This window comes from Methylobacterium sp. J-068 (assembly GCF_022829445.1).
Taxonomy (GTDB): Bacteria; Pseudomonadota; Alphaproteobacteria; order Rhizobiales; family Beijerinckiaceae; genus Methylobacterium.
The window spans coordinates 86,086-106,982 of sequence record NZ_JAKSXY010000049.1; the positions used below are offsets into that span (position 1 = coordinate 86,086).

Annotated in this window: 21 protein-coding genes; 8 read left to right on the forward strand and 13 right to left on the reverse strand. The window is 70.1% G+C overall.

All coding sequences use genetic code 11. The features are described from left to right. Positions 1-115: 115 nt before the first annotated feature. The 3 genes from gyrA to MKK54_RS05485 form a co-directional block, all read right to left on the reverse strand. On the reverse strand, positions 116-2,851 hold the full coding sequence (gene gyrA / locus MKK54_RS05475) for a DNA gyrase subunit A (protein WP_244009715.1): 2,736 nt from the start codon (positions 2,849-2,851) through the stop codon (positions 116-118). 314 nt (positions 2,852-3,165) lie between these two features. Beyond that, positions 3,166-3,750: a single-stranded DNA-binding protein gene (gene ssb, locus MKK54_RS05480; RefSeq protein ID WP_244009716.1), complete on the reverse strand. Its 585-nt coding sequence runs from the start codon at positions 3,748-3,750 to the stop codon at positions 3,166-3,168. 254 nt (positions 3,751-4,004) lie between these two features. Further along, positions 4,005-5,021: an NADP-dependent oxidoreductase gene (locus MKK54_RS05485; protein ID WP_244009717.1), complete on the reverse strand. Its 1,017-nt coding sequence runs from the start codon at positions 5,019-5,021 to the stop codon at positions 4,005-4,007. Between the two features lie 199 nt (positions 5,022-5,220). Between MKK54_RS05485 and MKK54_RS05490 the strand changes: the two genes are divergently transcribed. After that, a complete protein-coding gene (locus MKK54_RS05490; RefSeq protein ID WP_244009718.1) occupies positions 5,221-5,673 on the forward strand; it encodes a DUF4174 domain-containing protein in 453 nt (150 codons plus the stop codon). Between the two features lie 7 nt (positions 5,674-5,680). Here MKK54_RS05490 and MKK54_RS05495 read toward each other — a convergent pair whose 3' ends face one another. Beyond that, positions 5,681-6,169, reverse strand: a complete 489-nt coding sequence (locus MKK54_RS05495; RefSeq protein WP_244009719.1) for a hypothetical protein — start codon at positions 6,167-6,169, stop codon at positions 5,681-5,683. 232 nt (positions 6,170-6,401) lie between these two features. On the opposite strand from MKK54_RS05495, the gene MKK54_RS05500 reads away from it, so the two are divergent. After that, entirely contained in the window at positions 6,402-7,202 is an 801-nt protein-coding gene (locus MKK54_RS05500) for a phosphodiester glycosidase family protein (RefSeq protein ID WP_244009720.1), read from the forward strand. A 38-nt stretch (positions 7,203-7,240) separates the two neighbouring features. Here the strand turns inward: MKK54_RS05500 and MKK54_RS05505 are convergent, their stop codons facing one another. The 6 genes from MKK54_RS05505 to MKK54_RS05530 all read right to left on the reverse strand — a co-directional run bounded on the left by MKK54_RS05505 (position 7,241) and on the right by MKK54_RS05530 (position 11,653). Next, positions 7,241-7,555, reverse strand: a complete 315-nt coding sequence (locus tag MKK54_RS05505) for a hypothetical protein (RefSeq protein ID WP_244009722.1) — start codon at positions 7,553-7,555, stop codon at positions 7,241-7,243. Between the two features lie 25 nt (positions 7,556-7,580). Further along, positions 7,581-7,748, reverse strand: a complete 168-nt coding sequence (locus MKK54_RS05510) for a hypothetical protein (protein ID WP_244009724.1) — start codon at positions 7,746-7,748, stop codon at positions 7,581-7,583. 36 nt (positions 7,749-7,784) lie between these two features. Continuing rightward, positions 7,785-8,144 carry a hypothetical protein gene (locus tag MKK54_RS05515; protein WP_244009726.1) on the reverse strand — a complete coding sequence of 120 codons (360 nt, stop codon included), beginning with the start codon at positions 8,142-8,144 and terminating at the stop codon, positions 7,785-7,787. 2 nt (positions 8,145-8,146) lie between these two features. Continuing rightward, positions 8,147-9,265: an NADH:flavin oxidoreductase/NADH oxidase gene (locus tag MKK54_RS05520; RefSeq protein ID WP_244009728.1), complete on the reverse strand. Its 1,119-nt coding sequence runs from the start codon at positions 9,263-9,265 to the stop codon at positions 8,147-8,149. A gap of 56 nt (positions 9,266-9,321) precedes the next feature. Next, a complete protein-coding gene (locus tag MKK54_RS05525) occupies positions 9,322-11,283 on the reverse strand; it encodes a propionyl-CoA synthetase (protein WP_244009730.1) in 1,962 nt (653 codons plus the stop codon). A gap of 187 nt (positions 11,284-11,470) precedes the next feature. Then, the gene (locus MKK54_RS05530) at positions 11,471-11,653 is read right to left on the reverse strand and encodes a YdcH family protein (protein WP_244009732.1); all 183 of its coding nucleotides are present in this window, start codon (positions 11,651-11,653) and stop codon (positions 11,471-11,473) included. 195 nt (positions 11,654-11,848) lie between these two features. On the opposite strand from MKK54_RS05530, the gene MKK54_RS05535 reads away from it, so the two are divergent. From MKK54_RS05535 to MKK54_RS05550, 4 genes are all read left to right on the forward strand, one after another. Beyond that, complete coding sequence (locus tag MKK54_RS05535) at positions 11,849-12,067, forward strand: YdcH family protein (RefSeq protein ID WP_244009734.1); 219 nt, start codon at positions 11,849-11,851, stop codon at positions 12,065-12,067. Between the two features lie 140 nt (positions 12,068-12,207). Continuing rightward, positions 12,208-12,705 (forward strand): 5-(carboxyamino)imidazole ribonucleotide mutase, encoded by a 498-nt coding sequence (purE, locus tag MKK54_RS05540; protein ID WP_244009735.1) that lies wholly within the window; start codon positions 12,208-12,210, stop codon positions 12,703-12,705. Between the two features lie 13 nt (positions 12,706-12,718). Further along, on the forward strand, positions 12,719-13,834 hold the full coding sequence (locus MKK54_RS05545) for a 5-(carboxyamino)imidazole ribonucleotide synthase (protein ID WP_279597189.1): 1,116 nt from the start codon (positions 12,719-12,721) through the stop codon (positions 13,832-13,834). Between the two features lie 374 nt (positions 13,835-14,208). Then, entirely contained in the window at positions 14,209-15,084 is an 876-nt protein-coding gene (locus MKK54_RS05550; RefSeq protein WP_244009737.1) for a tetratricopeptide repeat protein, read from the forward strand. A gap of 54 nt (positions 15,085-15,138) precedes the next feature. On the opposite strand, the gene ntrC is transcribed toward MKK54_RS05550, so the two are convergent. Genes ntrC through dusB form a run of 3 tightly spaced genes read right to left on the reverse strand, consistent with a single transcriptional unit; the run spans position 15,139 to position 18,821 of the window. After that, the gene (gene ntrC / locus MKK54_RS05555; RefSeq protein WP_244009739.1) at positions 15,139-16,605 is read right to left on the reverse strand and encodes a nitrogen regulation protein NR(I); all 1,467 of its coding nucleotides are present in this window, start codon (positions 16,603-16,605) and stop codon (positions 15,139-15,141) included. Between the two features lie 9 nt (positions 16,606-16,614). After that, positions 16,615-17,772 carry a two-component system sensor histidine kinase NtrB gene (locus MKK54_RS05560; protein WP_244009741.1) on the reverse strand — a complete coding sequence of 386 codons (1,158 nt, stop codon included), beginning with the start codon at positions 17,770-17,772 and terminating at the stop codon, positions 16,615-16,617. Beyond that, positions 17,769-18,821, reverse strand: a complete 1,053-nt coding sequence (gene dusB, locus MKK54_RS05565; RefSeq protein ID WP_244009742.1) for a tRNA dihydrouridine synthase DusB — start codon at positions 18,819-18,821, stop codon at positions 17,769-17,771. Before dusB ends, MKK54_RS05560 begins: the two co-directional genes overlap by 4 nt. Before the next feature lie 182 nt (positions 18,822-19,003). On the opposite strand from dusB, the gene MKK54_RS05570 reads away from it, so the two are divergent. Next, complete coding sequence (locus tag MKK54_RS05570; protein ID WP_244009743.1) at positions 19,004-20,299, forward strand: bifunctional 2-C-methyl-D-erythritol 4-phosphate cytidylyltransferase/2-C-methyl-D-erythritol 2,4-cyclodiphosphate synthase; 1,296 nt, start codon at positions 19,004-19,006, stop codon at positions 20,297-20,299. Beyond that, a complete protein-coding gene (locus MKK54_RS05575) occupies positions 20,296-20,799 on the forward strand; it encodes a CinA family protein (RefSeq protein ID WP_244009744.1) in 504 nt (167 codons plus the stop codon). The genes MKK54_RS05570 and MKK54_RS05575 overlap by 4 nt, the downstream gene beginning before the upstream one ends. The last annotated feature ends 98 nt before the right edge of the window (positions 20,800-20,897 follow it).

Genomic DNA, 20,897 nt, shown 5'->3' on the forward strand with positions numbered 1-20,897 from the left:
CGAAAAGCAAAGCTCTATCGAACCTCCAGTCAATATCCGGCACGAGCGAGCTGTTTCGGTAATCCTCGCGAGCACGAAAACGTGATGCTCGCGAGGAATTCGAATTTTTGCGTGGCTATGAAGCGTCTTCGGCGGCTTCGCTCTCGTCTTCACCTTCGATGTGCTCGACGGAAACCACCCGTTCTGTCTTCTCCGTGTTGAAGACGGTCACGCCCTGCGAGGCGCGCCCGACGATGCGGATATCGTCAACCGGCACGCGGATGAGCTGGCCGCCATCGGTGACCAGCATGATCTGGTCGGACGGCTGGACCGGGAAGGAGGCCACGAGGTTGCCGTTGCGCGGGTTCACCCGCATGGCGGTGATGCCCTTGCCGCCGCGGCCGGACGTCCGGTACTCGAAGGACGAACTGCGCTTGCCGAAGCCGCGCTCGGACAGGGTCAGCACGAACTGCTCGTGGGCGCCCATCTCGTTGTAGCGCTCCAGCGAGATCGCGGTGGCCTCGGCCGTGCCGTCCTCGGCCTCCGCGCCCGTCTCCTCACCCTCGACGCCGTCGCCGATGACGGCCCGGCGCATCTTGAGATAGCCCGCGCGCTCCTCCGGCGAGGCGTCGAAGGCATTCAGGATCGTCATCGAGATGACGCGGTCGTCCTTGGCGAGGCTGATGCCGCGCACGCCGGTGGAATCGCGGCCCTTGAAGACGCGCACGTCCTCGACGGGGAAGCGGATGCACTGGCCGGCCTGCGTGGTGAGCAGCACGTTCTGGTCCGCCCGGCAGATCTCGACGTGGACGATGTGGTCGCCCGCGTCGAGCTTCATCGCGATCTTGCCGGCGCGGTTCACCTGCACGAAGTCCGAGAGCTTGTTGCGCCTCACCCCGCCGCTGGCGGTGGCGAACATCACGTCGAGGGTCTCCCAGGAGGCCTCGTCCTCGGGCAGCGGCATGATGGTGGTGATGCGCTCGGTGCCGGCATCCATCGAGAGGATGTTGACGAGCGCCTTGCCGCGCGCGTTCGGCGCCGCCATCGGCAGGCGCCAGACCTTCTCCTTGTAGACCTGACCCTGGTTCGAGAAGAACAGCACCGGCGTGTGGGTGTTGGCCACGAACAGGCGGGTGACGAAATCCTCGTCGCGGGTCGCCATCCCCGAGCGGCCCTTGCCGCCCCGGCGCTGGGCCCGGTAGGTCGAGAGCGGAACGCGCTTGACGTAGCCCGCGTGGGACACGGTGACGACCATGTCCTCGCGCTGGATCAGGTCCTCGTCCTCGACGTTCGAATCCCAATCGAGGATCACGGTGCGGCGCGGGGTGGCGTAGGCCTCGCGCACCTCCGCGAACTCGTCCTTGACGATGCCCATGATGCGCAGGCGCGAGCGCAGGATGTCGAGGTAATCGGCGATCTCGTCGGCGAGCTTCTTCAGCTCGTCGCCGATCTCGTCGCGGCCGAGCGCCGTGAGACGCTGCAGGCGCAGGTCGAGGATGGCCCGGGCCTGCACCTCGGAGAGGCGATAGGTGCCGTCCTCGGCGACGCGGTGGCGCGGATCGTCCACCAGCGCGATCAGCGGCGCGATGTCGTGGGCCGGCCAGTCGCGCGCCATCAGCGCGTCGCGGGCGGTGTTGGGATCGGGCGAGGTCCGGATCAGGCGGATGACCTCGTCGATGTTGGCGACCGCGATGGCGAGGCCGCACAGGACGTGGGCGCGTTCGCGGGCCTTGTTGAGCAGAAACTTGGTGCGCCGGGAAACGACCTCCTCGCGGAAGTCGACGAACGCCTGGAGCAGGTCCTTCAGGTTCATCAGCTCGGGGCGGCCGCCGTTCAGCGCCACCATGTTGCAGCCGAAGGAGGATTGCAGCGGGGTGAAGCGGTAGAGCTGGTTCAGCACCACGTCCGCCATGGCGTCGCGCTTGATCTCGATGACGATGCGCATGCCGTCGCGGTCGGATTCATCACGAAGGTCCGAGATTCCTTCGACGCGCTTCTCCTTCACCAGCTCGGCGATCTTCTCCATGAGCGTCGCCTTGTTCACCTGATACGGGATCTCGGTGAAGATCAGCGCCTCGCGCTCCTTGCGCAGTTCCTCCACGTGGGACTTCGCCCGCATGATGATGGAGCCGCGCCCCGTGGCATAGGCCTGCCGTGTGCCGGCCCGGCCCAGGATCGAGCCGCCGGTGGGGAAGTCGGGCCCCGGCACGTACTCGGTGAGCTGCTCGATGGAGAGGCCGGGATCGTCGATCAGCGCGATGCAGGCATCGATCAGCTCGCCGAGATTGTGCGGCGGGATGTTGGTGGCCATGCCGACCGCGATGCCGCCGGCGCCGTTGACGAGGAGGTTGGGAAAGCGCGCCGGCAGGACGGTCGGCTCCTCGCGCGACTCGTCGTAGTTCGGCTGGAAGTCGACGGTGTTCTTGTCGATGTCGGCCAAGAGCGCGTTGGCGGGCTTGGCCAGGCGCGATTCGGTGTAGCGCATGGCCGCCGGCGGATCGCCGTCGACGGAGCCGAAATTGCCCTGCCCGTCGATGAGCATCAGGCGCATCGAGAAGTCCTGCGCCATGCGGACCAAGGCGTCGTAGATCGATTGGTCGCCGTGCGGATGGTAGAGACCGATCACGTCGCCGACGATGCGGGCCGACTTGACGTATTTGCGCTCGGGCAGGTGCCCGCTCTCGTAGGCCGAGTAGAGGATGCGCCGGTGCACCGGCTTGAGGCCGTCGCGCGCGTCCGGCAGCGCCCGGCTCACGATCACGCTCATAGCGTAATCGAGATAGGAGCGCTTCATCTCGTCGGTGATGGAGACGGGCTTGATGTCGGAGGCGGGCGGCGGCGTGCCGGCACCCGGAATGTCGTTCTCTGCCAAGGTCTTCGGTCTCTGCTGGTACGAGGCCCGGAGCACCGGCGGCGGCTGTCAGCCGCGCCCGCTCACGGGGTTGTTGCGCGCGTCTCCGGCAGGGGCACCGAACCGCGCTGGAACCTGCCCGAACCCATAGCACATCGGATCGGCCCGGGCCAGAAAAGCGCCCTTAACCCTCTGGCAACCAACGACTTGCCCGCAGGATTCCGCCGGGCGCCCCGGCGCCCGTCCGGCGGTCCGGCCCCCAGGGCGCTCGAAAACGAACGGGCGCGGCCCCGATGGAGCCGCGCCCGTGATCGCCGTCGAGGATGCGACGCTCCCTAGAACGGAATGTCGTCGTCGAGGTCGTAGTTCGGCTTCGAGCCGCCACCGCCGCCGCCGCCGGAGGGGCGCCGGTCGCCGCCGCCGGAGGGGCGGCCACCACCGCCGCCGCCGTACTCCCCACCCCGGTCGCCGCCGCGTCCACCGCCGCCGCCGCCACCGCCGCCGAAATCGCCGCCCCGGCTGATCTGGCCGCCGCTCTCCTCGTCCATGCCCATCTCGCCGCCGCCGCTGCGGCCGTCGAGGAGGGTGAGTTCACCCCGGAAGCGCTGGAGCACGACTTCGGTGGTGTACTTCTCGACGCCGGACTGGTCCGCCCATTTGCGGGTCTGGAGCTGGCCCTCGATGTAGACCTTCGAGCCCTTGCGCAGGTACTGCTCGGCCACGCGGGCGAGGTTCTCGTTGTAGATCACGACCGAGTGCCACTCGGTCTTCTCCTTGCGCTCGCCCGACATCTTGTCCTTCCAGGACTCCGATGTGGCGATGCGCAGGTTCACCACCGGATCGCCCGAGGCGAGGCGCCGCGTCTCGGGGTCGCGCCCGAGATTGCCCACCAGGATCACCTTGTTCACGCTGCCGGCCATGCCGCTCTCTCCTGCCGATCGATCTCACTGTGCGCCGCAAGGCTCCCGGACCCTTCATCCGGACACCCGCGATCCCGCCTTCATGAGCTTCCGAAGCGTCGGCGGCAATCGCGGTCGAGCGACTGTCCCCGAGACTCCCAGGGACTCGGCGCACCTGAATGTTCTATATTTGTTCCATCTCAAGGGCAAGACACCCTTCCGTGAGCGAAGTGCCAGTTGAGGGACTCGCCGGTTGAGGGACTTGCCGGCTTCGTTCACCCGATGCGGACGATGAGCTTGCCGAAGTTCCGGCCCTTCAGAAGGCCGGCGAAGGCTTCCGGCGCGTTCTCCAGGCCGTCGACGATGTCCTCCCGGTGGACGATCAGCCCGTCGCGCAGCCAGCCGCCGACCTCGCTCAGGAATTCCGGTTCCTGCGCGGCGAAGTCCCAGACGATGAAGCCCTGGAGGTGCAGGCGCTTCGACAGGACCGCCCGCATCAGGACCGGCACGCGGTCGGGGCCGGGCGGCAATTCGGTGGCGCTGTATCCGGAGACGAGGCCGCAGACGGGCACGCGGGCGAAGTTGTTCAGGAGCGGCAGCACCGCATCGAACACCGCGCCGCCGACATTCTCGAAATAGACGTCGATGCCGCTCGGGCAGGCCGCCGCCAGCGTGTCGGGAAAATCCTCGGCGCGATGGTCGATGGCGGCGTCGAAGCCGAGCGTGTCGACGAGGTAGGCGCATTTCTCGGGCCCGCCCGCGATGCCGACCGCCCGGGCACCCTTGCGCTTGGCGATCTGCCCGACGAGGGAGCCGACCGGACCGGCGGCGGCGGCCACCACGACGGTCTCGCCGGCCTTCGGCCGGCCGATGTTGAGGAGGCCCGTATAGGCCGTCATGCCGGGCATGCCTAGGACGCCCAGCGCGGTGGTGACGGGGGCCGCCGCCGGATCGAGCCGGCGCAGGCCGCGCCCGTCCGAGATCGCGAAATCCTGCCAGCCGCCGAAGCCCACCACGGTCTCGCCGACCCGGTAGTCGGGATGGTGCGAGGCGACGACCTCCGCCACGGTGGCACCCACCATGGTCTCGCCGATGGCGACGGGCTCGGCGTAGGATTTCGCGGCGCTCATGCGCCCGCGCATGTAGGGGTCGAGGGAAAGATAGCGGTTGGCGAGGAGCACTTCTCCCTCCCGCGCCACCGGCATCCGCGTCTCCTCCAGGCGGAAATGCGAAGGGTTCGGTTCACCGTGCGGACGGGCGGCCAGGACGATACGGCGATTCGCGGTGGTCATGGGGGCTCCGGGGTTGGGCACTTGTGCGGGCACGATCAGGGATGCGCGGCCAGTCGGACGGTCCCAGACAGATGGGACGAGCCCGCCCGATGACAATTCCGCGCGGGCTCCCCGCGTGGGGGGTGTGCGTTGTCCGGGATGGATGCGTTCGCATCGCGAAGCGCGGGGAGACTCAAGGATGACGGGTCGTGGGTGGGTGATGGGCGCGACGCTGCTCGGTGTCGGTGCGGCGCAGGCCGCGGAGAATCCGCCGGCACGCCACCAGTGGCGTTCGCGGGTCCTGGTGATTTCGGCGCCGGAACGGAACGACCCGAAGCTCGCCGCGCAGCGGGCCGCCTTCGAGAAGGTGCGCGACGGTCTGAAGGAGCGGGACCTCGTCACCCTGGAAGCCGTGGGCGACGGCGCGGCCGCGAGGGATCTGCGGGCCAGGCTGAAGCTGCCGGCAGATGCCTTCCGCGTCGTCCTGATCGGCAAGGATGGGGGCACCAAGCGCACCGAGGCGGTGCCGCTGACCGCCGACGCTCTGTTCGAGACCATCGACGCGATGCCGATGCGGCAGGACGAGAAACGGCGCAGAAACCTTGGACGTGGGCCGGATTCAACGAAAAAGGGGCCGCGCCAGGCGGCCCCTCGATCAGGATCGGAGTACTAAGCGCCGATCAGTAGCAACGCTCGACCAGCACGCGGCGGTAGCCGTAGGGCGTCCATCGGACGCGCGGAACCGTGTAGCAGCCGCCGCCGTAGCCGTAATCATAGGCCCCGTAGCCGACGGGCGCGTAGCCGCCGCCATAGCCGTATCCGTAGCCCGGACCATAGCCTCCGTAGAGACCGCCCGCCGCCAGACCGAGGCCGACGCCGAGGCCCAAGCCGCCGAGACCGTAGCCGTAGCCACGCCCGTATCCGCGACCATAGTAGCCGCCACGATAGCCGCCGAACCCACCCCGGTAGCCACCGAAGCCCGCGTTGCGGAAGCCGCCACCGAAGCCACCCCGATAGCCGCCGAAGCCGCCACGGAACCCACCGCCGCCACCGTGGAAGCCACCGCCGTGGAACCCGCCACCACCGAACCCGCCGCGCGCCTCGGCCGTGGCCGGGATCATCGCGAGCGCGCCGAGCATCGCTGCCGAGGCCAGAACAACTCGTTTCATCACATCGTCTCCGAGAGAAGCCGAAACGTCCCCTTCAGCGCTAAAACGCGGTGGTGCCGAAAACGGTTCATGGACGTTTTGCCTCTCCCGCATTCGTGATGACCGTTGAGGTGCCGGCGCTCCCGATGCCGGCCTTGAAATTGCGGCGGGTTTCGGGCGAGGGAGCGTGGCCGGCCGACGCGGTCCCTCGGTGAGCCTCGGGCCCGGCTGACGTGGGTGATGGACGTGGGTGATGATGGTGCAGAACGTCGCGTCGACCCGGTTTCGCGTCCGCTTGTCTCCGCTCCGGGCGCTTCTCGGCGCGGCCTGGATTGGACTGGCACTCGTCGGCGACGCCGGCGCCGCGCCGGCTTCCGCTCCTGTCCCCGCCCCTTGCCGCGCCGTTCAGGCGGAGGGCGAAGCCTACACGGTCTGCACCGTCGATCTGCGCCGCGAGCGGGTGCGGGTGTTCTGGCTCGGTGCCGACGGCCTGCCCTATTCCTCACTGTCGACGCTGGCCGAGAAACAGGGGCCCAAGCTGCGCTTTGCCATGAATGCGGGCATGTACGACAAGGGCCAGGCTCCGGTCGGCCTCTATGTCGAGGACGGGCGTGAGCTGAAAGGGGTCTCCACCGCAAACGGCCCCGGCAACTTCCATCTCAAGCCGAACGGCATCTTCTGGGTGAAGGGCGACCGGGCCGGTGTGATGGAGACGGGCCGCTACCTGCGCAGCCTCCCGAAGCCGGACTTCGCCACGCAATCGGGGCCGATGCTGGTGGTGGACGGTCACATCCACCCGAAGATCTCCGCAGACGGTCCGAGCCAGAAGATCCGCAACGGCGTCGGCGTGCGCGACGATGGCCGCACGGCCGTGTTCGCGATCTCCGAACGGCCCGTGAGTTTCGGGGCCTTCGCCCGCCTGTTCAAGGACACGCTCGGCTGCCGCAACGCCCTGTTTCTCGATGGCAGCGTGTCGAGCCTCTACGCGCCCTCGATGAATCGCCAGGACCTCAGCCGTCCGCTGGGCCCGATGGTCGGGGCCGTGGCGCGCTGAGATCGTCTTCCGCTCGATCGAGCGGAAGACGGTCCCGCTCAGGCATCGTCCTCGCGGCCGAAGACCTCGCCTTCCTCGGCGAGGCGTGCATCGGCTTCGTCGCTCCTCAGGACCTGAAGGGCGCGGAACTGCCGCAGCAGGCCGCGCAGGCGGATATTCGCCTCGGAGCAATCCGCCGCGGGCTCGGTGCCGTCCGATCCCGCCTCGCCCGGGGCGCAGCCCTCGATGGTCTCGGCCGTCTGCCGGTCGACGGCGGCCCGGTCCGCCGCGCTCAGACCGTCGAGGTCGCCGAAGCCGAGTTCCAGGGCGATCAGTTCGGCGATCTCGCGCCGCTTGGCCTCGAGCTCGGACATGGACCCCTCCCGTTTTTCCGTCTCTCTACAGAACCGTGAGCGCCTTCAGGTCGATCCACGCTTCCTGCTCGTCGCCGTCGACGTCCCCATCGACGAACCAGCGGCAGAGGGCGCGGTCGCCCTCCACCGCCACCACCGTCATGGTCGCCTCGTTGTCGTCGGAGGCGACGTAATCGCCGGCCTTGATGTCCATCGACGTCCTCTTCGCGTGTGAGACTCGGCTGTCTGTTCAGGCGCGTTTCGCCCGCTTGCCGAAGGCGACCGAGAGGCGCGCGCGGACACCTTCCGGGATCTCGGTCTGCGATTCGACCCGTACGGCGGGCATCTCGGCGCCGATCGTGCTCGCGGGATCGAAGTCGAAGCGGAGATGGCGCAGCCCGAGTTCCAGCCCGGTGACGCCGTCCGACTGCGTCAGGTCCTCGCCGAACACCTCGATCAGCGGCCCGTCCGGGTCGCCCTTCTCGATCTGGATGATGAAGTAGCCGGCCGGCTCCTCCTCGTCGTCGGCTCCCGAGATCAGGGTGATGCCGTTCTCGATGTCGAGGCGCACCCGCTCCACCGTGAAGGTCGTGACGTCGTCGTCGTCCATGCTCAACGTTGCCCGTGCTTGGTGTCGGTGAAGAGGTCCTTGAACTGGCGCGGCTGCGAGCGCCAGTATTGCCGGGGCGCGCGCACCCGGGCGCCGAGTTCGGCCGCCGCGTGCCAGGGCCAGCGCGGATCGTAGAGCAGCGCGCGGGCCAGCGAGATCGCGTCGGCCTCGCCCTTCTGGAGGATCGACTCCGCGTGGGCGGCTTCCGTGATCAACCCGACCGCGATCGTGGTCAGGCCGGTCTCGGCCCTGATCCGCTCGGCGAAGGGCACCTGATAGCCCGCCGAGAGCGGGATCTGCTGGCGCGTCGAGAGCCCGCCGGTGGAGACGTGGATGGCCGCCGCGCCCCGGCGCTTCAGGGCATGGGCGAGTTCCACCGTCTCCTCCAGGGTCCAGCCCGCCTCGACCCAGTCGGTGGCCGAGACGCGCATCCACACGGGCTTGCCCGCCGGCACGGCGTCGCGCACCGCCTCGAAGCATTCCAGCGGAAACCTCATCCGGTTGGCGAGCGAGCCGCCATACTGGTCCGTGCGCCGGTTGGAGAGCGGCGACAGGAACTGGTGCAGCAGGTAGCCGTGCGCCCCGTGCAGCTCGATGCCGTCGATGCCGAGATGCATCGCCCGCCGCGCCGTGGCGACGAAGCCGTCGCGGATGCGCTTCAGCCCCTCCGCGTCGAGGGCGTGCGGGGCCGCCTCCCCCTCCCCGTGCGCGAGCGCCGAGGGCGCCTCGGTGCGCCAGCCGTCCGGCGCCTCCGGGTCGATCTGGGCCCCGCCCTCCCAGGGCGCGCGGCTCGAGGCCTTCCGGCCCGCATGGTTGATCTGGATCGCGACGGGAACCGGCGCGTAGCCCCGCACCGCGTCGAGGACCCGGCCCAGCGCCCGCTGGGTCTCGTCGGAATAGAGGCCGAGGTCGGTGGGGGAGATCCGACCCTCCGGCGAGATCGCGGTGGCCTCCAGGGTGAGGAGGCCGGCCCCCGACATCGCCATCTGCCCGAGATGCATCAGGTGCCAGTCGCCGGCCTGGCCCGCATGGGCCGAGTACTGGCACATCGGCGCGACGATGATGCGGTTCTCGAGGGTGAGGTCGTCGAGGCGCAAGGGCTCGAACAGACGGGCGGTCATGCGGGGCTCCGGCTTGGCGGCAACGCCCCATAGGTGGCGCGCCGGCCTTCGCTTGGCTAGCCGCCCCGGGGGTCCCGCGACCCCGGCCCGATCCCCCTCCCCCTCAGGCTGGCGCCGATCTCGTCGAGGGCGCCGGCATCGTCGATGGTCGGCGGGGTCGTCCAGGGCTCGCCGTCGGCGATCCGCTTCATGGTCCCGCGCAGGATCTTGCCCGAGCGGGTCTTCGGCAGCCTCTGGACGGTGAGCGCCAGCTTGAAGGCCGCGACGGGGCCGATCTGGTCCCGGACCAGGGCCACCAGCTCGCGCTCGATGCCTTCCGCCGGGCGCTCGACCCCGGATTTCAGGACCACGAAGCCGCAGGGCTGCTCGCCCTTCAGGGCATCGCGAATGCCGATGACCGCGCATTCGGCGACATCCGGGTGGCTCGCCAGAACGGCCTCCATGCCGCCGGTGGAGAGCCGGTGACCGGCGACGTTGATGATGTCGTCGGTGCGCCCCAGCACGGTGACGTAGCCGTCCGCGTCCACGACGCCGGCATCCGAGGTGTCGTACCAGCCCGGGAAGGTGGTGAGGTAGCTCGCCCGGAAGCGTTCCTCCGAGCCCCAGAGGGTCGGCAGGCAGCCCGGCGGCAGGGGCAGCCTCAGCGCGATGGTGCCCATCGTGCCGGCGGGCACCGGCTTGCCCGCCTCGTCGAGGACCGCGAGATCGTAGCCCGGCATGGGCACGCAGGCGCTGCCGTGCTTGACCGGCAGCTGTCCGAGCCCGACCGGATTGCCCGCGATGGCCCAGCCCGTCTCGGTCTGCCACCAATGGTCGATGACCGGACGCGCGAGGGCCCGCTCGGCCCAGGCCACCGAATCCGGGTCGGCCCGCTCGCCGGCCAGGAACAGGCTGCGGAAGGCGGAGAGGTCGTGGTCGCGGACCCGCTCGGCGCGGGGGTCCTCCTTCTTGATCGCCCGGAGCGCGGTCGGCGCCGTGAACAGGCAGGCGGCGCCGTATTCCGAGACCACCCGCCAGAGCGCCCCGGCATCCGGCGTGCCCACCGGCTTGCCCTCGTAGAGCACCGTGGTGCAGCCGTGCAGGAGCGGCGCGTAGACGATGTAGGAATGCCCCACCACCCAGCCGATGTCGGAAGCGCAGAAATAGGTCTCGCCGGGCCGGACGTCGTAGAGGTTGGGCATCGACCACGCGAGGGCGACGCAATAGCCGCCCGTGTCCCGCACCACGCCCTTGGGTTTGCCCGTCGTTCCGGAGGTGTAGAGGATGTAGAGCGGATCGGTCGCCGAGACGCTCGCGCACGGCGCGCTCCGGCCCTCGGCCGCGGCGCGGGCCACGGTCTCGGCCCAGTCGTGGTCGCGCCCCGCCACGAGGTCCGCCGGCGCCTGGGGGCGCTGGAGGACGAGGCAGGCGGCGGGCTTGTGCGCCGAGGCCGCGATGGCGGCGTCGAGCAGCGGCTTGTAGGCGACCACCCGACTCGGCTCGATGCCGCAGGAAGCCGCGAGCACGACCTTCGGCGCGGCGTCCTCGATGCGGACCGCGAGTTCGTTGGCGGCGAACCCGCCGAACACCACGGAATGGACCGCCCCGAGCCGGGCACAGGCGAGCATCCCGAAGAGGGCCTCGGGGACCATCGGCATGTAGAGGACGACCCGGTCGCCCCGGGCGACGCCGAGATCGCCGAGGACCGCCGCCAGCACCGCTACCGCGTCGCGCAGTTCCGCGTAGGTGATCCGGCTCTTGGTGCCGGTGACGGGCGAATCGTAGAGGATCGCGGCCTGATCCCCCCGTCCGGCCGCGACGTGGCGATCCACCGCGTTGTGGCAGGCATTCAGGGTCGCATCGGGAAACCAGCGGCCATAGGCGCCGGCCCCGGCATCGAAGGCGCGCGTCGGAGGCGTCGTCCAGGCGATCGCCCGTGCCGCGTCGAGCCAGAACGCCTCCGGATCATCGAGCGAGGCCGCGTGGGTCCGCGCGTATCGCCCGGGCGGCGGGTTCGGAGCGTGGCTCGTGGAATCCATGGCGTTGTCCTGAGAGCCGGTCGTGCGCGCCGGCTTTCCGGTACTCTACGCGGGTTTCGCGCCGCCGGGGATTCCCCGATCCTGCATTCCGGGTCGGAGCGTCCCGGCCCGAAAACGAAAACCGCCGCCCTGGAGACCAGCGGCGGCGGCGAACACTCAGAGACCTAGATTGGGATCGGAACGGCCGCTAATGCAGCGCGTCGGTGTCGGTTCGCAGGCGGTTGATCTCGTCCTTGAGATGCAGCTTGCGTCTCTTGAGTTCTGCGATGCGCAGATCGTTCGCCGATGGACTGAGGGTCGCGTCGTGGATTTCCCGCTCGAGGGCTTCGTGCTTGCGGGTGAGCTGGGTCAGGTGCGTCTGCAGTGACATGAGCCATATCTCCTGTCTCGTTTCGACGGGGGTAGACTGGCACATGATCAGCCGGCTGTCGAAGCCTATCGACGGCCATGCTTGACGGATTTTGTGCGGGCGGATGTTTGTGCAGGAGCGATGCCGGGTTCTTGCCGAGGCCGTCGGCCTGTCGCATGGTCGGCACGCGTAAGGCGTCCCGGGACATCAGGTGCGATGGCGGTCCAGTTCGATAACGATGCATCGGTGGAGCCGGCCGACGAACTCGCGCGGCTGAAGCTGGAACATCGCGACCTCGACGAGGCGATCGATGCGCTGGAACTCGGGGTCGTCGCCGACCAGTTGCAGATCCAGCGCCTGAAGAAGCGCAAGCTCTCGCTGCGCGACCGGATCTCGTACATCGAGGATCAGATCACCCCCGATATCATCGCCTGACGGCGACGGGGTTCGGGCTCGGTATCGTGCCGCGCGGGCTCGCGCCTTGCGGGGGCGCCGCCGCTTTTGTATTCGGCGTTTCGGCAGGCTCGGCGCGGCGCCCGGCTTGTTCGACGTGATCGCGAAGGGATGTGACGACGATGGCGGGAGCCTCCCCGGTCGCGATCATCATGGGCAGCCAGTCCGACTGGGCGACCATGCGGCATGCCGCCGAGACGCTGGATGCGCTCGGCGTCGCCCATGACGACCGCATCGTCTCGGCCCATCGCACGCCCGACCGGCTCGTCGCCTTCGCCAAGGGCGCCAAGGCGGAGGGGTTCCGGGTGGTGATCGCGGGCGCCGGCGGTGCCGCCCACCTGCCCGGCATGACGGCGGCCATGACCTCCCTTCCCGTCCTCGGCGTGCCCGTCGAGTCGAAGGCGCTCTCGGGGCAGGACAGCCTCCTCTCCATCGTGCAGATGCCCGCCGGCATTCCGGTCGGCACCCTGGCCATCGGGCGGGCCGGCGCGGTCAACGCGGCCCTGCTCGCCGCCGCCATCCTGGCCCTCACCGACGCGGACCTCGCCGCACGCCTCGAATCCTGGCGTGCCGCGCAGACCGCGAGCGTCGCCGAAACCCCGCGAAGCGATCTTCCCTAGGAAGCGATCTGTCTTGACCTCCATTCCCGACATCCGGCCCGGCGCGACCCTCGGCATCGTGGGCGGCGGCCAGCTCGGCCGCATGATCGCCCTCGCGGCGGCGAATTACGGGCTGAAGGTCCACATCTTCGCCCCCGACGCGGACAGCCCGGCCTTCGACGTCTCGGCGGAGCGGACCGTCGCGGCCTATGACGACGTCGCCGCCCTGGCGCGCTTCGCCGCCGACGTGGACGTCGTGACCTACGAGTTCGAGAACATCCCGGCCGAAGCCGCCGAGGCCCTGGCCGCGAAGGCGCCGCTGCATCCGAACGCCACCGCGCTCGCGACCACGCAGGACCGGCTCGCCGAGAAGCGCTTCATCAATGCTCTCGGCATCGAGACCGCGCCGTTCCGCGCCGTCGATACGGCCGAGGACCTGACCCGCGCCCTCGCGGAGATCGGCCGGCCGGCGGTGCTCAAGACCCGCCGCTTCGGCTATGACGGCAAGGGCCAGCGCATGATCCGGGCCGAGGCCGACGGGGACATCGCCGCGATCCTGGCCGAGTTCGGGGGCGTGCCCTGCATCCTGGAGGGGTTCGTGCCCTTCGAGGCGGAAGTCTCGGTGGTGGCCGCGCGCGGGACCGACGGCGCCTTCGCGGCCTACGACCCGTGCGCCAACGAGCACCGCGACCACATCCTCGCCGTCACGCGCGTTCCCGCGCCCGGCATCGCCCCCCAGACCGAGGCCGCCGCCATCGGCATCGCCCGGCGCATCGCCGAAGCCCTCGACTATGTCGGCGTGCTCGCGGTGGAGATGTTCCTGGTGCCCCAGGCCGACGGACCGGCCCGCGTCGTCGTCAACGAGATCGCGCCGCGCGTCCACAATTCGGGTCACTGGACCATCGAGGGCGCGACGGTCTCGCAATTCGCCCAGCACGTCCGGGCCGTCTGCGGCTGGCCGCTCGGCGATCCGGCGCGGGTCGGCGGCATGGCCGTCGAGATGCACAATCTCATCGGCGGCGACGTGGAGGACTGGGCCGCGATCCTGGCCCGGCCGGGGGCGCAGCTTCACCTCTACGGCAAGGGCGAAGCCCGGTCCGGACGCAAGATGGGGCACGTCACGCGCCTGATCTCCACGCCGCGCGTCTGATCTTCACGGCGCGCGTCTGATCTCCGCGACCTGATCGCGTCGTCCGAATCGTCGTCTGATCCATGTGCATCCCGCTCGCGCCGGGGCGCGTCCGAGTGGTCGCCGCGCGGCGGTGGGTGCCCGAAAACCGCGTCCCGCTTGCTACACCCCGGTGCCCGCGATCCTTCCGGAGCGGGTTTGCGGAGGCCGACACGCGCCGAGCCATACCTTCGCCACATCGAACCGCTTGAGCCAAACCGGCCGCCGGTCTTAAGCGCGCATTCACCGCGACGCGGGATTGTGCCGGCGCGCGAGGTCCGAGGGGTTCGGACCTCCGCTGATGCGATACGGTTTCAGGGGCGGCGTCGTGCGCGGCGCCGGGGGGAGCGAAGACCATGACGGTTGTCAAGCTGCGGGCATCGAAGGCGGGGCTGATCGGGGCCACGGCGCTCGTGGCGGCCGCTTTGGCCGGTTGCGAGACCTATGGCGGCGGTGCCACCGCGTCGCGCCAGTTCGCCGTGCTCGAATCCGACAAGACGGGCGCCACCACCGTCAACATCGCCTCCCTCAGCGAGGTGATCCAGCGCAACCCGAACGATGCGGCCGCCTACGTGACCCGGGGTGCCGCCTATGCCCGGTCCGGCCAGTTCAACGACGCCATCGGGGACTTCACCAAGGCGGTGCAGATCGATCCGAACTCGGCCTCGGCCTACAACAACCGCGCGCTCGCCAACCGCCAGATCGGCCGCAACGACGCCGCGCTCCAGGACTTCTCGAAGGCGATCTCGGCCGATCCGAATTACGGGCCGGCCTATATCGGCCGCGCCAACGTGCTGCGCGCCCAGGGCGATCTCGATGGGGCGAGCTCGGACCTCAACCAGGCGATCCGCCTCGCACCGGAATCGGCCGAGGCCTACCATGCCCGCGGCCTCGTCCGTCAGAAGCAGGGCCAGAACACGCAGGCCATCGCGGATTTCGACGCCGCCATCGACCGCAACCCCTTCGTCGCGGCGCCCTACGCCGCGCGCGGCCAGAGCCTGATCGCCACCAACCAGTACGACAAGGCGATCGAGGACTACAACGCCGCCCTCAACGTCAACAACAAGGACGCGACCTCCTGGGCCTATCGCGGCGTCGCCTACGAGAAGTCGAACCGCAAGAAGGAGGCGATGGAGAGCTACCAGCGCGCCGCGCAGCTGGAGCCGGGCAATCCCATCGCCAAGCAGGGTCTCGGCCGCGTCCAGGGCGGCGTCGGCTCGCTGTTCAACTGAAGCGCGTCGCGCACCCGACCCGACGCCGGGCGAGATCCCGCCCGGCGATCGGCCTCACCGCGCGTTGCGGAACACCTGCAGATCGAGATCCCGCACCTTCTTGCGCAGGGTGTTGCGGTTGACGCCCAGCAGCTCCGCCGCGCGGATCTGGTTGCCCCGCGTGGCGGCGAGGGCCGCCCCGATCAGCGGGCCTTCGATCTCGCGCAGGATGCGGTGGTACAGGCCGGGCGGCGGCAGCGTGTCGCGATAGCCGCTGAAATATTCGGCCAGATGCCGTTCCACCGCGCCCGACAACGTCTCGGCCTCGGACCCGCCCTTGCGGGGACCGCTCCCCGTGCCGCTTTCCTGGCTCTGCGCCAGCGGAAGCGTATCGAGTTCCGCATCGATCACCGGACCCGTGATGGTCTCCTGCGGGTAGAGCGCGGCGAGGCGCCGGACGAGGTTCTCCAGTTCGCGCACGTTGCCGGGCCAGCGATAGCGCTTCAGGCGCTCCATCGCCTCGCCGTCGAGCTGCTTGCGGCTCAGGCCCTCGCGCTCGACCAGCACGAAGAAGTGGCGGATCAGGTCGGGCACGTCCTCGGAGCGCTCGCGCAGGGCCGGCAGGCGCAACGGCACGACGTTGAGCCGGAAGAACAGGTCCTCGCGGAAGATGCCCTGCTGGATCGAGACGCGCAGGTCCTTGTTCGTGGCCGCGATGATGCGCACGTTGGTCTTGATCGGCACGCGGCCGCCCACCGTGGTGTACTCGCCCTGTTGCAGCACGCGCAGGAGGCGGGTCTGGGCCTCCATCGGCATGTCGCCGATCTCGTCGAGGAACAGCGTGCCGCCCTCCGCCTGCTCGAAGCGGCCGGCGGAGCGCGACAGCGCCCCCGTGAAGGCGCCCTTCTCGTGGCCGAAGAGTTCCGATTCGATGAGGTCGCGCGGGATCGCCGCCATGTTCACGGGCACGAACGGGCCGGTGCGGCGGCGTCCGTAATCGTGCAGCGCGCGGGCCACCAGCTCCTTGCCGGTGCCGGACTCGCCCGTGATCATGACGGTGAGGTCGGTCGGCATCAGCCGGGCCAGCGCCCGGTAGATCTCCTGCATGGCCGGTGAGCGGCCGACCAGCGGGATGTCCTCGTTGCCCGCATCCGCGCTCTGTGCGGGCGCCCCGCGCGGGCGCGACAGGGCACGCCCGACGATGGCGATGAGCTCCTTCAGGTCGAAGGGCTTGGGCAGGTATTCGTAGGCCCCGCGCTCCGAGGCGCGGATCGCCGTCATGAACGTGTTCTGCGCGCTCATGACGATGATCGGCAGTTCGGGCCGCACCCGCTTGATGCGGGGCAGCAGGTCGAAGACGTTCTCGTCGGGCATCACCACGTCGGTGATGACGAGGTCGCCCGCGCCCTCGGCGACCCAGCGCCAGAGCGTGGCGCAGTTGCCGGTGGAGCGGACCTCGTAGCCCGCCCGCGACAGCGCCTGGTTGAGAACGGTGCGGATGGCGGCGTCGTCGTCCGCGACGATGATGTGTCCGTTGGGCATGACGCGACTCTACAGCTCCGCGGACGATTCGCGCCCGTCGCGGGCGCTCGACATGGGGAGAAGAAGACGAAAGGTGGTTCGGCGCGGGACCGGATCGCACTCGACGATACCGCCGTGGTCCCCGACGATCTTGGCGACCAATGCAAGTCCGAGGCCGGATCCCTGCGCCTTCGTGGTGACGAAGGGATCGAACAGGTCGGGCAGCAGGTCCGCCGAGACGCCGGGACCGTTGTCCCGCACCGCCACCTCGATGGGCAGGCTGACCCGCTCGCGCGAGCCCGGCACCTGGAGGCGCAGGCCGGTGCGAAAGGCCGTGGACAGGGTGATCTCGCCGTCCACCGCATCCGCGCCGACGGCCTCCGCGGCGTTCTTCACGAGGTTGAGGATGACCTGCACCAACTGGTCGCGATTGCCCAGCACCGGCGGCAGCGAGGGGTCGTAGGTCTCGACGAAGCGGATGTGGCGGGCAAAGCCCGATTGCGCCGAGCGCTTCACCTGATCGAGAACCCCGTGCACGTTCACCGAGCCGCGCTCCACCGGCCGCTCGTCGCCGAACAGTTCCATGCGCTCGACGATGCGCACGATCCGGTCGGATTCGTCGCAGATCAGGCGCGTCAGCAGGCGGTCGTCCTCGTTACCGGATTGTTCGAGCAGTTGCGCCGCCCCGCGAATGCCGGCGAGCGGGTTCTTGATCTCGTGCGCCAGCATGGCGCCCAGCGCCACCATCGAGCGGGCGGCGCCCCGGTGCGTGAGCTGGCGGTTCATCTTGTCGGCGATGGTGCGCTCCTGGAGCATCAGCACCACCACCTCGTCGTTGTCGCCCAGCGGCGTCGCGAAGACGTCGACGCTGCGCTCCAGGCCGGAGCGCGGCTGCACCAGTTCGACGCCGTACTCGCTGACGCTGGCCCTGCGCCGGCGCACCTCCGCCACGAGGGCGATGATCGGCGAGGCGAAGGGGATGATGTCGGACAGACGCCGCCGCTGCATCAGCCGCGCGGAATGGTCGAAGAAGGTCTCGCCCGCGTGGTTCACGTGCAGGATGCGATCGTCCGAGCCCACCGTCAGGACCGGCAGCGGCAGGGCGTTGATCACCGCCTCGCTGGTCGGAGCGGCGAGATCGGTTCGCGCCGCTCCGCCCCGACCGGATATCGGCTTGCCCGAACTCATGCGGCTTCCCCGATCATCCGTTGCGCGGCTTCATCCCCGCTCGCCGCGAAGGCGCGTGTCAGCAGATCGACGGCCACGGCCGGATCGGTGGTGGTGAGCAGGCGCATGCGCTGCTCGCCGCTCAGCCCGCCCCCGACCTCCGCATAGGCCGCCAGATGCTTGCGGGCATGGCGCACGCCCATGCGCAGGCCGTAGAGGGCGAGCAGACCCTGGTAATGCTCGACCGCGACGGCGGCCTTGTCGGCGGCGGTCAGGGCGGGGGCCGGGCGCCCGGCGAGGTCGGCCGCGATCGCGCCGACGAGCCAGGGCCGGCCGAGCGCCGCCCGACCGATCATCAGCCCGGCGGCGCCGGAGCGCGCCAGGCAGGTCCGGGCCTGATCCGGCGTGCCGACATCGCCGTTGGCGATGACCGGGATCGCCACCGCCTCGACCACGGCGCGGATCGCGTCCCAGTCGGCGTGATCCTTGTAGAATTGCTGTCGGGTCCGGCCATGCACCGTCACGGCATTGAGTCCGAGGCCTTCCGACCGGCGGGCGAGCTCGGACGCATTGAGGGTGGCGTGATCCCACCCGAGCCGCATCTTCACAGTGACGGGGACCCGCACCGCTCCCCGGACCGCCGCGAGGATGCGGGTCGCCCCCTCGATGTCGCGCATCAGGGCCGAGCCCGAGGCCACCCCCGTGACGACCTTGGCGGGGCAGCCCATGTTGATGTCGATGACGTCCGCCCCGTTTGCCTCGGCGATGCGGGCCGCCTCGGCCATCGGCTCAGGCGCGCAGCCGGCGAGCTGGACGATGTGGGGATCGACGCCGCTGCCCTCGGCGCGCAGGCGTGCCTCCGCGTCGCCGCGCGCAAGCTCGGCCGCCGCGACCATCTCCGAGACCACCGCGCTGGCGCCGAGGCGCCGGGCGATGCGCCGGACATGGAGATCGGTGACGCCGGAGAGCGGCGCGAGCAGGACGGGGACGGGCCTGCCCGTGCCGAGGGCGGCCGGATCTCCGGAGATCTCGGGCGAGCGCAGAACGCTCAAATAATCATCAGGCCACATTGTGCTCAACGAATAGACAAATCGGCTCGCGGCGCAAGCGCTTCCGTGGATTTGATTTCGGCTTCTTCCCCGCTTAAACGACAGGCCTTCCTGCCGGTGGGGTGTCCAGGCGCTCGCGTCGCAGGTTCGCGGCGACCCGGCGAGGGTGGTCCCATACGTACCCGAAGCGCGGGAGCATAGTCATGTCCGGCACCGCGTGGAATGCGGCAGCGGTCGTCGTCGCGGCCGGTCGGGGCATCCGCATCGGTGGCGATACCCCGAAGCAGTACCGCCGGGTCGGCGGTCGGGCGGTCCTCACCCGGACGCTGGCGGCCCTCGCGGCCCATCCGGGGATCGGCCGCATCCAGCCCGTCATCGCGCCGGATGCCGCCGCGTTCTATCGATCCTGCCTCGACGATCTCGACGCCGCGACCCGCGCAAAGCTCGCCGCGCCGGTCCCGGGGGGCGCGACCCGCCAGCAATCGGTCCGCGCCGGGCTCGAAGCCCTCGACGGCGCGGGCGCACCCGATCTCGTGCTGGTCCACGATGCCGCGCGCCCGCATGTCGACGTCGCGCTGATCGAGCGGGCCCTGGTGGCGGGGCGCGACCATCGCGCCGCCGTGCCGGGCATCGCCGTCACCGACACGATCAAGCTCGTGGACGACCTGGGCGACGGCAGCGGCCGGGTGCGGGAGACGCCGGTGCGCGAACATCTGCGCGCGGTCCAGACGCCCCAGGCCTTCGCCTACCCGGCCCTGCGGGACGCCCATCGGCGCGCGGCCGAGGCCAACCTGCACGGCTTCACGGATGACGGCGCCCTGGCCGAGTGGGCCGGGCTCTCCGTCGTCGTGTTCGAAGGCGACCCGCGCAACCGCAAGATCACCCAGCCGGCCGACCTGATCGAGGCCGATCGCGGCTTCTCCGGCGAGACGCCATCCGTACCGAGCGAGGCTCACTCCATGACCACCTACGTCACCCGCCTCGGAACCGGCTTCGATGTGCATGCCTTCACGCAGGGCGATCACGTCTGGCTCGGCGGCGTGAAGATCCCGGCCGACCGGGGCGTGCTCGCGCATTCGGACGGCGACGTCGCGCTGCATGCCCTCACCGACGCCCTGCTGGGCGCCATCGCGGACGGCGATATCGGCACGCATTTCCCGCCCAGCGACGAGCAGTGGCGCGGCGCCTCCTCCGATCGCTTCCTGGCGCATGCGGTGGAACTGGTGCGCGCGCGCGGCGGCAAGATCGACCATCTCGACATCACGGTGCTCGCCGAGGCGCCCAGGATCGGCGCGCATCGCGAGGCCATCCGCGCCCGCATCGCCGAGATCGCGGGCGTGCCGCTCACCGCCGTCTCGATCAAGGCGACCACCACGGAGAAGCTCGGCTTCGTCGGTCGCGCCGAGGGGCTCGCCGCCCAGGCCGCCGCCACCGTGCGCCTGCCCGAGGTGACCGCCGAACTGAACGCCGCCGACGAGACGGCCGAGCGCCGCGCGTGATCGACGATCCCGTCCTGCTCGCGCGGGCGGAGGCGCTCGTCGCTGCCTACGCGGCGGCGGGGCTGACGGTCGCCACGGCCGAATCCTGCACCGGCGGCCTCGTCGCCGGACTGCTCACCGCGATCCCCGGCTCCTCGGCGGTGCTGGAGCGCGGCTTCGTGACCTACTCGAACGCGGCGAAATCCGAGAGCATCGGCGTGGCCGCCGACCTCATTGCCGCCCATGGCGCCGTGAGCGCGCCGGTGGCGCGCGCCATGGCCGAGGGGGCCCTGGCCCATTCCGCCGCGTCGGTGGCCGTGGCGATCACCGGCATCGCCGGTCCCGGCGGCGGCAGCGCCGACAAGCCGGTCGGCCTCGTGCATTTCGGACTCGCCGTGGAGGGGGCCACCGTCCGCCACCTCGAGCGCCGCTACGGGGACATCGGCCGCACCGCGATCCGCCGGCGGGCGGTGGACGACGCCCTCGGCCTCCTCGAATCGGTCCTCGCACCGACGTCTTGAAACCGACACGCTGGCCTGACAGGTTGCGAATCACGGCGCCTCGTTCCGCGCCGGGTTCACTCTCGAGCCATTTTCATGCTCGAGCCATCGGGGGAGGC